This is a genomic window from Caballeronia sp. A2-2 (genome assembly GCF_057612605.2).
Genome location: NZ_JBVFIR010000006.1, coordinates 55,295 through 67,434 on the forward strand (window position 1 = coordinate 55,295; position 12,140 = coordinate 67,434).

Consider the following 12,140-nt stretch of genomic DNA (forward strand, 5'->3'; position numbering starts at 1 on the left):
GAAATCAATCCATTTCTAAAAATGGACCGCTAGACATGTCTATCGCGCAACGCTTCGTTGCTGGCGAGGGTGAAACACACCCCGAAGATTCGGCCGCCCTCATCGCCTTTCGCTGTGACTCGACTAACCTGCCCTGGATGATTTTTCGGGCCGCTTTCCGAGCCGCACACATCGAACAGATTCCGCCGCGCGCTCGCGCTGTCCTCGCTGCCCTCGCACGCACCGTGGACGCCGCAAAACCTTTCGCCGCGATTTTCGCGCGTCGCGAGCTCCTCACGGGCCGGGCACTGCAATCGATGCGGACCTTCTATCGCAGCCTGGATGACCTCGAGACTGCCGGGTTGATCGATCGTCGTCCGCAATCGCGTTACGTCGAAGCAGGATTGTTCGGCCGCGCATATCTGCATTTGACCGAACACGCCGCTGCCCTCCTCGGCCTTGCTGAACCTCCGCGCACACAGGAAGATGCCGTTCAAAATTCCATCTCACCTGTGACGGTTTCGCCAACCCCGACATCTTTGTCGGCACCGTCTGCCAAGGTGGCAGACGGTGGAATATATAAGGATCTAAGCCCTTCTGTTTTTCAAAAGAGACAACCGGGGCAGTTGCCTGCGGACCTTCAGCGCCTGCGTACCCTGGGTTTTTTTGACTTTTTGATTTTCAAGCTCATGCGCGAAGCCCGTGAGCATGGCAAGCGACTGTCCGATGTCGTCGAGGCTACCTGGGACCACCTGAAACTTGCCAAGGCCCCGATCAACTACCTCCGCACCCTGCTCCGCAACTCTGTCGATTTCGGTCTGCTCGTGCGCCGTCGCCAGGCTGACGCTCAGGGCGCTCAGACGCATTTCGACCAAAATCGCGAGGCCGAGACGCTCGCACGCCAGCACGCCGGACGCACTTTCATCGACGCCGACAACACCCGTCATTTCGTGGTGAGCGCTGCCGGAGATGCGATGACGATCTTCAGTCTCACGGAGCGGATTGGGCGCCAGGCTGCAGGTTGGATGCCGTCGTTCGCTGCGGCGTTGAAGGCGGGCAAGCTGCGGCCCGCAACCGGCCTGGACCTGGAACACTTCGCCGACGCGCAACGCCGCGCGATCGGCCCAACCGGCGCAGTTGGCGCAGTCGACACAAGCGCGCCAGCCACAACGGCAAGCCGACCGCTGGCCACTGCACAGGTCCGGGATCACATTGCGGGCCTTCGGCAGTTGCTCAAAGTTCGGCCAGTCAGCGCATAGGCTGCGGCGGGCTCAGCGTGAACGTGCCGCGTATCTCACCCTCGAAGGCGCCAGTTGGAGAACCGGGCGATGTGCATTGGTTGGAAAACAAGAGATAGAAATGCAACTACCGATCGACCGCCCACCAATCCGTCTATCGCTAGGACTGTCTCGTCAAGTTCGGGGAGTGCAAAACCGAGCAAGCAGGGAGCGGTTGGGATCTTCCCCGCGGCGTCAAACCACCGACAGAGCGAGCCGTCAGGCGGTCGAAGCACGGTGCCGATCTGCTAGGATCGAACAACTGAAATGAACCACTCGGTGTCCATGCACAGCGACTACATTGTCTTCGTTGACGAGAGTGGAGATCACAGCCTGACGTCCATCGATGAGGCCTATCCGCTGTTCGTCCTGTGCTTCTGCATCGTCGAAAAAACCGCTTATACCGATGCCATCGTTCCGCGCATCAAGCGGCTCAAATTCGAGACCTCTGGGCACGACTGCGTGGTGCTTCACGAGATCGATATTCGGCGTAAGCGCGGGGCGTTTTCGCAGCTCGGCAAGGAGCCGCGTGAGGCGTTTCTCGAGTCATTAACGAAGATCATTGCCGACGTGCCGATGACGGTCGTGGCCGTTGTCATCGATAAGCGGCGGCTCGCTCAGCGCTATGCGAATCCCTCGAACCCATACCACATCGGGATCCGGTACGGCCTCGAGCGTGTGCGAAATTTCCTTCGCCTACAGGGCCAACACGAGCGTGTGACGCACATCGTCTGCGAGGCCCGCGGCGCGAAAGAAGACGCCGATCTCGAGCTTGCGTTCCGGCGGATCCGCGACGGCGAGACCCGCACGCGTGCTGCGTATCCGTTCGACCTGGTAATTTGCGACAAGAAGACGAACTCGGAGGGCCTGCAGCTGGCGGACCTGATGGCGCGCCCCGTGGGTCTGCACATCCTGCGGCCGGGACAGCCAAATAGGGCGTTCGAGACGCTAGCGGTGAAGTTCTTTGAGGGGGCGACGGGGATCGTGAATGGGACCGGATTAAAAGTAATCCCCTAGAAAAGCGAAAGGCCCCAGAGTAGTCCCTGGAGCCAGACGCCGGCCGCGTAGTCGCAACCCATTTATACGCAGTTTAACGGTTCCTCAACCCGCCGGTCAACAACGCTCAGTCCGCTCGCGTTTCATCGCAGCCGCGCCGCAATCAGGGCCATCCAATCATCGATAGGGGAGGGCGGTCGCCCGTCTGCCCGACGCCGCAGCCTATGGCGCGTGTCAGTCATGCTTACTCGTCTCTTACTCAGACTCCCACTCTGCGTAACAACACCAGCGCGAGTGCCAGCGCGTGCCGAGCGAACAGGTTGGATCTTGCTGGGCTGGTTTGACGTGCTTGGACGTTGGCGTACGCACGTCCAATCGTGGGAGGTTGTCGATTTGATGTTGCGCAAAACTGATCCGGAAGTATCTCGGCAAGCCAGATAACGTCTAACGTCGAAATTATCATAAGCGGGTATACCCGTATCTTGTTCGATCAAACGATCGTCCCAGTTCGCCGCCAAGATGGCTGCGGACGTGTACTCGTCCTTGAGCTTGCAATGTCGCCGGACCTTTGTGAGTTGCCTTGTCGATCTTAAGGGGTGAAGATAGCGACCGGCGTCTGCGAGGGCGGCGCCAACTTCAACTTTCAAGGTCAAACAATGGCAACCGGTACGGTCAAGTGGTTCAACGATGCAAAGGGTTTTGGATTCATCACGCCCGACGCGGGCGGTGAAGATCTGTTCGCGCATTTCTCGGAAATTCAGTCGAACGGATTCAAGTCGCTTGCAGAAGGGCAGAAGGTAAGCTTCGACGAGAAGATGGGCCCGAAGGGTAAGCAGGCAGGCAACATCAAGCCGGCCTAAGCGGCAATCGCACGCAGCGCCCCGGCGATTAACCGGTTGTCGGGGCGCGAGCAGGGTAGGGCGCAGGCGAAAAGACCGCATCTAAGCTCTGAAATCGCGACCTTCAGCAAGAGCAGCTTTGTCTGCTAATTATCATTAGCAGTGAACGTTTTAATCGGTAAAATGACTAGGTTCGCGTTTTACGTCTGTTGAAAATCGCGGTAAGGGAGGGCGCAAGCCTTGGCGTACGGGGCTTCGCGCCATTTCGCACGCGTCGAACGCGGGCGCTTCGAAAAAAGCAATCGCGGACCTAAAGGCACTGCTCGATTTGATTGCGCCGAGCGCCGGTCCAAGGTGAGCGGTTTCGGGAGCAGGATCGTGATCAACGCAAGGGCGCCGAGTCTGAAAACGAACCGTCGATGGCCAATCAACCCCAACAACTGACGCTGCCCGCACCGCGCACCTATACGCGCACCGATTTCACGGCGCTGCGTGCGTTCGTGCAGCGCGTGCCGGCGGCCACCATCGCGCGGCTCTACTACGACATCGAGCGGACACCCCACGCGGCGAGTGCCGAAGCCACCGAACGGTATCTGCGGCAAATGCGCGATGACCTGGTGAGCCTCGCACTCAAGCACGGTTCAGCCGTACTCGCAGATCACCTGAAGGCGTCCATCAAACAGCACGGTAACGCGCGGCTCACGGCCATCACACTGCGCATGGTTGAACAGGCCTCGAGCCTGGCGGCCGCACCACCGACCGCGACGCACCCGGTCGAGCTGTGGTTCCGGCCGTTGATCGCGCGACGCTTGATCGGGGAGGGCATCACGACGCTGGGTGCCTTGATCGATTATTGCAACGCACGCGGCGGTAGCTGGTGGCGATCAGTGCCGCGCATTGGAGCGTTGCGCGCGTCGACGCTCGTCGCGTGGCTGCGCCGTCACGAGCACGTGCTCGGCACGCGCGTGGCTGACGACGTCGATGCGCGCCCGCTCGAGCTCGCCTTGCAATCGAGCGATAAGAAAAATCCGATCGTGGTGGGCGGTGATCCGGCCGCACCGCGTCTCGCGCCCTTCGAACAGCTCGCCGTGCCCGCTGAACTCTCGGGTGGCAGCGGTGCGAGCCGCGGCATCAACCGCGCTTCGAGCTTCGCCTTCATTCGCGCGGAACACGATCTGGCGGCGGTGCACGCTTACCTGCATCGGTATCGCGACCGGCCCGTCACCTTGCGCGCCTATACGCGCGAACTCGAGCGGCTGATCCTGTGGAGCGTGGTAGTAAGGCGCAAGCCGCTCTCATCGATGATGGTCGAAGACTGCGAAGCGTTTAAGGATTTTTTGGAGAGGCCGTTGCCGGCTTTTACGGGACCGAAGCGCCCACGCAGCAGCGGCCGCTGGCGACCGTTCGCCCCCGAGGGATTGTCGCCCGACAGTCAGGCGTATGCGGTTCGCGTGATCCGCGCGGCCTTCGCCTGGCTGGTCGAAGTGCGCTATCTGGCCGGCAACCCGTGGATGGCCGTACACGAGCCGGCAACGATCATTCGCGAGTCGACCGTGCAGGTGGATCGCGCGCTGTCGGCCGAGTTGTGGACGAGGGTGAGGCGACTGCTTGATGCGCAATGCGACACACCGTTCGACTTCGTGGCGTCAACCACATTGCAGTCGATGACGAAGGATGCGGGCGAGCCGGCGACTGCGCGGATTTTACGGGACGCGGGGCGTCAGTGGCGGGCCGCGCGTGCCGCGATTCTGTTGATGGGCGATTCGGGACTGCGACGCGCAGAAGCAGCGCACGCGCGGCGCGAGGATTTGCGGCCGTCGGATGTCGCTACTGAAAACAAGCCCGCACGAAAATCGAAAGCGAGCGACCCGGCGAACGCTGGGCCGGTCGCGGGCGCACGGACCGTATGGACGCTGAACATCGTAGGCAAGCGGCGCAAACAACGAACGGTGCCCGTGAGCGCAGCCACGATTGAAGCACTGCGCGCACACTGGGTCGATCGCGGTTTGAATTTTGAATCCGATGCGGCAGGTCCGCTGATCGCACCAACCTGGATTCCGGAGACTGACGCGGCTCAGATCCGCCACGAATCCAGTGGGAACGGCGATGCAGGTGAAAAGTCAACCGGCGTTTCTTACACGGCCGATGCGCTTGGCCGGCTGGTGCGCATGGCGGTCAGGCGGCTGGTGATCAAGTTGCGCGCCGATCCGGCGACGCTCGCCGATATGACCACGGAACACCTCGTGCAATTAGTAAACACCTCAGCGCATGCGTTTCGCCACACCTTCGGCACGCGGGCCGTTGCGCGCGACATGCCGACGGACGTCGTGCAGTCGATCCTAGGACACGCATCGCTGCAGACTACCTCTATTTACGTGAAAGCGGAAAAACGCCGCATGCTGGAAGCGGCCGCCCGCTATTACGCCGAGGGGGACGCCTGAAGCCGTGCGGCATGGGCTGCAATCGCGGGCAACCGGCAATGGTTGGTGACGCGAAAATTTCTACGGCTCGCGATGCGTCCGCCCGCAGGCTAACTACGTCTCCCCGCAATGCGTGTCGACCAACGCGCCGTAGTCACTCGATTCGGCGCTGGCGACGGCTTGCATCGGCGCATCCAGGGCGGTGCGCTTACCGAGTTCGCGCGCGAGTACTCGGGCCGTGCGTACCGTCACTTGTTGGGACCGTGATACGTCATCGCCGTCAATCTGGACCGTTAAAAGGTGCAACCCACGGTCGCCGTGGCCGCCGCTTGGTGGGCTGTGATGGTGGTGGTCATGGCGAAAGGAAGAACCTTTTCGTGATTTGGAGCATCATGCGGACCCGAAGCAATGCAAGCAGGCTATGTGGCTCGCGTTCGCATCGGTACGATTCCGGTACAAGTCCTTTTTGATGGATCGCCGCCTTCTACTAAAATATAAGTCTCATCGCTCCCCCGGCCACCAAGGAGGATATCGAGTGCTGACGCAGGAAGGCGCCGACGACGCCGAAATCATCGTTCGGCCATGCAAAAGCGGAGGCTGGCAGATCGAAATACCGACCTCGGAGGGTAGACGCCTCAAAACGGCTCCGACCGAGCAGGATGCGTTGACGTTCGCGCGCTCACTCGGACCGAACGTGCAAGTGCGTATTCTTCCCGCTGCTGAATGCACGTCGGAGCAGCCAGCAATAGATTCGGCCAAACCCTATGGTCGAAGCCGATCGTCAAGCTTCTGAGCTGGCGGATTCTCGGCTCGCAACAGCGGCATTCCGAGCGACCACCAAAGGCCCGCTGGCGGTGCATGTTCAAGAAAGGTCCCACGCTCCGAACCTTTGGGGCCAAGTGTGATCGGACGATTTTCCTCATCGTATTTGCCGTCATTTTGCCCGTTGATAATCGCAAGAAAATTCTCAAGGACATTGCGGGCGATTGTGACCAAAATAGGGGGCGGCCCAAGAGGCGGCGGTCGCTGGACCGCCTTCCGGCAACCCTTGAAAGTTTTACAGTTCGACTTCGCCCGCGTCTTTGCCGAGCCAATAATGGATCCGCTCGGCCGTGACCTTGATGAGCACGATACCGGGTGTGCTTAAACCGTCAGAAAACCATTTGTCGATGTCTTCGTTCCAGTGACCCTTCATCGCCGGTTTTTCGCGAATCAGCTCCGCCCGGCCTTCTACCGCGACAAACAGCGATGGTTGGTGCGATCCGACGAAAGTGAGACTGATGTTTGCATCGGCTTGAATTTCCTTCACGGTGTGTGTTTCTTCGGACGTGAAATAGTAACTCTCGCCATCATAAGTCACGTCGCGGTTGTTACTCATCGGCCGGCTAGCAATCTTTCCGTTCGTCGTGCGTGTGGAAAGCATGGCAAAGTCGATGTCGGCCATCTTTTCGGCAAGGTCATTTAGCGTAAGCGTTGGCATGAAATTGAAGTCCAAGGAGATGAGCATTCAGGCTTGGGTCGGAATGCTCGTTGGTGGAAGATTTTGGGTTCGGGCGCCAATGAAAATCAAGTTTCGCGGGCAACGCAAGCCCGACCTTCTCAACTTGTCGCAAAGGTGATGCCTTCGCCGCCAAGACAGTGGCCGCTCAGGGCGGTCTCGTCCTTGTCGCTTGTCAGCGGAACATTTGACGAATGCGCATCCCTTTTCTAACAGGACCGTGGCGGCGATAGGCGTTGAGCTGTTTTTCCATCGTACTCGCCACGTTGCGATCCTGGGCGACCCGCGCCGCAAGATATCCACTTGCAAACTGCCACATGACGCATTCGGGGTGGGTCGCACTGAGTCCGTGTAGCCGCCCCCTCGCAACGATGATGATGCGATTGCAACTGCTCAGACGCGTAACGGCGACTTCCAGGTCTCCATTCCGCTACCTGCCCAAGCTGTTGTGATATCGACTTTGGATGGCGAGAAGCCATCATCCCGTCATGAACAAGCGCGTGTTACATTTCCGCTCACTTTGATCCATCAGCGTCCGGTGACGGGATGGCAAAAATAAGCGCGCGCGCCGCGCCACCATAAATAGGAATCGCGGTATGAATAACATAGGTGGGGCACAGGTTGCCCAGATGTTTGGCAGTAACCAGAGCGAGCTGTTCAATGAGTGGTTGACTCATCAGCATGCTATCGCTTCAAGGCGCGGTCTGATCGGTGAGGCGGAATTGCGCAACCAGTTCGCCGAACTCTTGTCGCTGCTTGTGGCTGCGCTAAATGCATCGGAGCAGCAGATTGATACGAAGTCACCGGCGTGGCACGAGGTTCGCGCGTTCTTGGCCTCGATGTCGACGCAACGAGCGCGGCAAGGCTTTACGCCCGCAGAAATAGCGATTTTTGTATTTTCTTTGAAGCAGCCTTTGTTTGCGCGTTTGCGCGAGTCGCTTTCGGGCGACGCTGAAAAGCTTGCGGCAATGACGTGGACAGTCAGCACCCTCTTTGACGAACTGGGGCTTTATACGACGGAGGTATTCCAAGCTGCTCGCGAGCAGGTGGTCGTCCGTCAACAGCAGGAGTTGCTCGAGCTTTCCACGCCGGTCGTCCAGCTCTGGGACAACATCCTCGCTCTACCGCTCATCGGTACACTGGATTCCGCCCGCACGCAAGTCGTCATGGAGAACCTGCTGCAAAAGATCGTGGAGACCGGCGCTGCCATTGCCATCATCGATATTACGGGCGTGCCCACGGTGGATACACTGGTCGCACAGCACCTGCTCAAAACGGTTGCCGCGGCGCGGCTGATGGGCGCGGACTGCATTGTCAGCGGTGTGCGGCCGCAAATAGCGCAGACAATTGTGCATCTCGGTGTCGATCTCAAAGACGTGACGACTAAGGCAACGCTTGCCGCAGCCTTTGTCGTTGCACTTCAGCGAACCAAGCAGTCTGTCGCATCGGCGCAAAGCGATGGTGACGGGCGAGCAAACGTCAGTGCCCAACACGCCGAATAAGGTCTAGCGATGGAACGCATTCCAATTCTCAGAATGGGCAAGCTCCTGCTGGTCACGATCCAGGTTGATATGCATGACCGACTCGCGCTGGCGCTTCAAGACGACCTGACGAGTCGAATCGTCAAGGACGGCGCAAGGGGCGTGCTAATCGACATCTCGTCTCTCGATGTCGTCGATTCGTTCATCGGACGCATGATCGGCAATACGGCCGCCATGGCGCGGGTACTCGATGCCGAGACTGTCGTCGTTGGTATGCAGCCTTCCGTCGCGATCACACTTGTCGAGCTAGGGCTTACGCTCTCTGGCGTACGCACCGCGCTCAATGTTGAGAAGGGCATGGCATTGCTGAACGAAGATCAAGCTTCGCTTGATGGCAGACAAGGAAATTTTTGACGATGGCGGACTCCTCCGACATCGTTGCAGTCGAGTGCGATGTGTTGCCGATCCGCTCCAACGAACACATCGTACAGGTGCGTCAATTTCTTCGCGAGAAAGCGCTCGCGTACGGTCTGTCATTGATTGACCAAACGAAGTTCGTTACTGCTGCAAGCGAGTTGGCGCGCAATACGTTCATATACGGCGGCGGGGGCGAAATGCGATGTTTGTCCGTCCAGCGCAATGGACGCCGTGGTATCAAGCTGGAGTTCATTGACAAAGGACCAGGAATCGTAGATATCAAACAAGCGCTCACCGACGGGTTCACATCCGGAGGTGGAATGGGCTTGGGCCTCGGTGGCTCAAAGCGCCTGTGCGATGATTTCGAAATTCGCTCTTCCGTGGGGGAAGGGACCTACGTCTCGATTACGAAGTGGAAGCCTCTCTGACGGTTGCCGGTAGAACCGCGCTGGCGAAGCGCGACATGCTGGCTCGGATGTTCGCGTGACCTGGAGGCTACGACCACGTATTAAGTTTCATGTAGGTTGCCGCCGCGTGCCACTGAGCGTGCGAACGCTAACTTTCACGGATAGGTGTGTGATTAGCTTGCAAGTCGTTCGTTTTGAGCAAGGCGACGGTCCGCCAGATGCCGTGCAGACGCTGCTCGATGCGCTCTCCTTCGGTAGCGCTATCGTTGGGATCTATGACGATCAGGACTATCTTCGCTATGCCAACGAAGCTTTCTCAAGTGTGTTTGAGGTCAAACCCGGCGAGCAGATTACTTTTGCCGGAATTGAGCTTCGAGCATTTGAGCGGCGCACGAGTGTACAGATCAACGCCATCGATCCGCATGCTTTTATCGCGGATGCGCAAGTCCGCCGTCGTATCTTGGCGAAAGCACCGCGGCAACGTTCATTTCCCGTCGATTTCGTCAATGGTGATTGTACTGGTGCACGGAGATGTTTTTTCAAACGGCTGGATCGTACTGTCGAGAAGTGACATCACAACCTTAAGGAGACACGAAAAAGATCTGGAGGATGCTCGCGATCGCGCGGTACTGCTTAGTCATGTCGGTGAACTCACCGATGTTCCAAATCGGCGCTTCGCAATGGCGCGTCTTGACAAGCTCATTCGCCGGGCGAAGCTGTCAAGCGCACCGCCGTGCATTGCACTTATCGACCTTGTCCACTTTAAATCGATCAATGACACGTACGGGCACGATGCCGATCATGCACTTCGTCTTTTTGCCAGACGCTACATGTCGTGTATCCGAACCTCGGACATGCTGGGCCGAATCGGTGGCAAGGAATTTATCCTCTTGCTGCCCGAGACGCTTCCGATAACTGCCGGGCAGATCGTTGAGCGAGTTTTGAGTAGTCTTCCTGAGTTGACTTTAGGTGGATCGAAGGCGCAGCACATGATCCACCTATCCTTCTCGGCAGGCATTTCCCAGTTTCTCGACGACGATCGCCGGGAGGAATCATCTCTCGAGCGGATGCTGCGCTCTACCGTGCGAAAACGCCCGGCAAAGGGTAGGTTCAATACGGTAGGTAGGGAGCGCTGTCAACGTTGGGTTTAACTTCCTGGTGCGGGGTTTCAGTCGGCGTCGACCAAGCACATGGGTGATGGGGGCGAGACGATGACGATGCGGCTAAATTGCGCCGGTCCGTGCGTGCGCTTGAACGCGTGTGCTCATCCGGGACACTATGCGTCACGACTTAACACGGTATAGGCACTGGATGCTCCCTTTAAGCGTGATGCGCACCCGCGGATTTCTACCGCTCTGGACCGCAGGCGCGGTTTCCAATGCAATGATGTGGCTGGAAATGCTCGCCGCCGCATTGTTCACGTTCAAGGCCACGCATTCGTCCATCGACGTTGCGTTGGTTTCCGCGTGTCGTAGTTTGCCGCTTCTCGTCAGCGGCGCGGTCATGGGCGTGGCTGCAGATGCGATAGACCGCAAAAAGATCGTGCTGTGCGGCTTACTATTGGCGAGCGCCTCGTCGGCGACGGTCGCAACCTTGTCTGCTCTTCAAATACTTTCTGTATGGTACCTGTGCGCCGCCGCGCTAGTAAGCGGCGTTGTCTACGCCACGGAAATGCCAGCGCGACGGCGCATGATTGCGGAGACGGCAGGTGTCGAACTGGCCTCTCGTGCAGTCGCCATTGATAGCATGACCAATTACGCCACGCGATGCATCGGACCTCTACTCGGAGGCTTGTTGTACGGAACACTAGGCGTTTCGGCGTCCTACTTTCTCTCCGCATTAGCGTCGTTGTGCGCAGCGGCGTGCATCGGCCGGCTCCCGACGGTGCAAGTGCCTTCAGAACCCCTATCATTGAACCGGATGCGCCAAGACCTGAAAGAGGCATCGCTTTACGCTCGCAAAAGCAAGACGATCATGATGCTCCTTATCGTCACGATCATCACGAACTTGTGCGGTTACAGCTATAACGTGCTGCTGACACCGCTAGGACGAGAAACGTTTAGTATGTCAGCGCTGATGATAGGCATGCTTTCGTCCGCCGAGCCAGCAGGATCCTTCGTCGCCGGCGGGATTATCGGATGCGCCCGGATAAGAGCGCGATCCCTCGTGTGGCTGATAGCCGGATCGAGTGTCTTCTTTCTCGCCATCACGATCGCAGGAATTGCGAGCTTTTCTAGATTTCCCATGGTTTCCTTGTTCGTTATCCTTTTCATTGGTGGATTTGGAAGCGCCGCCTACAACATTCACCAAACCACTTTCGTAATCGAGTCTGTGCCCGCGGTCATGCGCAGTCGCGTGTTCGGTCTTATCACCATCGGTATCGGATGCTGGCCCCTTGGAACGTTGTTGGCTGGGCTACTTTCCGACATGCTTGGACCCGCATTGGCACTCGCCGCGTTAGGCGCAATCGGCATTGCTGGCAATAGCATGCTGGTACTTTATGCGAAGGAGCGTTCGCAACAGTAGAACGCATTCGGCTTTGTGTGACTGCAAGATGGGCTCGTCTTATCGAGCTCAACGATCGTAGACCGTATTAAGCCGGTCACCATGCCGACAGTACGGTCACATGGTGCTGCCGATTGGCTCAGTTACCAGATCATCTCTGCCCGGCAAGCGCTTAAAAGTCGCGAAATAAGCATGTCACCGGCGAGGGTCGAGCACCCGCGTCGTACTGCTTGCGGCCCAGAGTGCAGGTGCATCGTGCGCAGCCGGCCACACTATGGGCACAGGTGCGGGCGGCACTCGATGAGCGATGCAGTCCTGCGC

The 12,140-nt window shown here is 58.6% G+C and carries 12 protein-coding genes; 10 read left to right on the top strand and 2 right to left on the bottom strand.

The annotated features are described in order from the left end of the window. The first annotated feature begins 35 nt into the window (after positions 1–35). The 4 genes from ACZCWR_RS35865 (at position 36) to ACZCWR_RS35880 (ending at position 5,532) form a co-directional block, all read left to right on the top strand. Complete coding sequence (locus ACZCWR_RS35865) at positions 36–1,238, top strand: Replication protein O (protein ID WP_487307217.1); 1,203 nt, start codon at positions 36–38, stop codon at positions 1,236–1,238. 285 nt (positions 1,239–1,523) lie between these two features. Continuing rightward, positions 1,524–2,273 (top strand): DUF3800 domain-containing protein, encoded by a 750-nt coding sequence (locus ACZCWR_RS35870; protein ID WP_487307218.1) that lies wholly within the window; start codon positions 1,524–1,526, stop codon positions 2,271–2,273. A gap of 635 nt (positions 2,274–2,908) precedes the next feature. Further along, on the top strand, positions 2,909–3,112 hold the full coding sequence (locus ACZCWR_RS35875; protein ID WP_487307219.1) for a cold-shock protein: 204 nt from the start codon (positions 2,909–2,911) through the stop codon (positions 3,110–3,112). A 398-nt stretch (positions 3,113–3,510) separates the two neighbouring features. Next, positions 3,511–5,532, top strand: a complete 2,022-nt coding sequence (locus ACZCWR_RS35880; RefSeq protein ID WP_487307220.1) for a site-specific integrase — start codon at positions 3,511–3,513, stop codon at positions 5,530–5,532. A 1,036-nt stretch (positions 5,533–6,568) separates the two neighbouring features. On the opposite strand, the gene ACZCWR_RS35885 is transcribed toward ACZCWR_RS35880, so the two are convergent. Then, positions 6,569–7,018 carry a pyridoxamine 5'-phosphate oxidase family protein gene (locus ACZCWR_RS35885; RefSeq protein ID WP_487307221.1) on the bottom strand — a complete coding sequence of 150 codons (450 nt, stop codon included), beginning with the start codon at positions 7,016–7,018 and terminating at the stop codon, positions 6,569–6,571. Between the two features lie 166 nt (positions 7,019–7,184). Beyond that, on the bottom strand, positions 7,185–7,328 hold the full coding sequence (locus ACZCWR_RS35890; protein WP_487307222.1) for a hypothetical protein: 144 nt from the start codon (positions 7,326–7,328) through the stop codon (positions 7,185–7,187). A gap of 277 nt (positions 7,329–7,605) precedes the next feature. On the opposite strand from ACZCWR_RS35890, the gene ACZCWR_RS35895 reads away from it, so the two are divergent. The 6 genes from ACZCWR_RS35895 (at position 7,606) to ACZCWR_RS35920 (ending at position 11,840) form a co-directional block, all read left to right on the top strand. Next, entirely contained in the window at positions 7,606–8,511 is a 906-nt protein-coding gene (locus ACZCWR_RS35895) for an STAS domain-containing protein (protein ID WP_487307223.1), read from the top strand. Positions 8,512–8,520: 9 nt separating this feature from the next. Further along, complete coding sequence (locus ACZCWR_RS35900) at positions 8,521–8,904, top strand: STAS domain-containing protein (protein ID WP_487307224.1); 384 nt, start codon at positions 8,521–8,523, stop codon at positions 8,902–8,904. Between the two features lie 2 nt (positions 8,905–8,906). Beyond that, a complete protein-coding gene (locus ACZCWR_RS35905) occupies positions 8,907–9,335 on the top strand; it encodes an anti-sigma regulatory factor (RefSeq protein WP_487307225.1) in 429 nt (142 codons plus the stop codon). Positions 9,336–9,483: 148 nt separating this feature from the next. After that, entirely contained in the window at positions 9,484–9,885 is a 402-nt protein-coding gene (locus tag ACZCWR_RS35910; protein ID WP_487307226.1) for a hypothetical protein, read from the top strand. Then, complete coding sequence (locus ACZCWR_RS35915) at positions 9,821–10,465, top strand: GGDEF domain-containing protein (RefSeq protein ID WP_487307227.1); 645 nt, start codon at positions 9,821–9,823, stop codon at positions 10,463–10,465. Before ACZCWR_RS35910 ends, ACZCWR_RS35915 begins: the two co-directional genes overlap by 65 nt. A 178-nt stretch (positions 10,466–10,643) precedes the next feature. After that, positions 10,644–11,840: an MFS transporter gene (locus tag ACZCWR_RS35920; protein ID WP_487307239.1), complete on the top strand. Its 1,197-nt coding sequence runs from the start codon at positions 10,644–10,646 to the stop codon at positions 11,838–11,840. Positions 11,841–12,140: the final 300 nt, after the last annotated feature.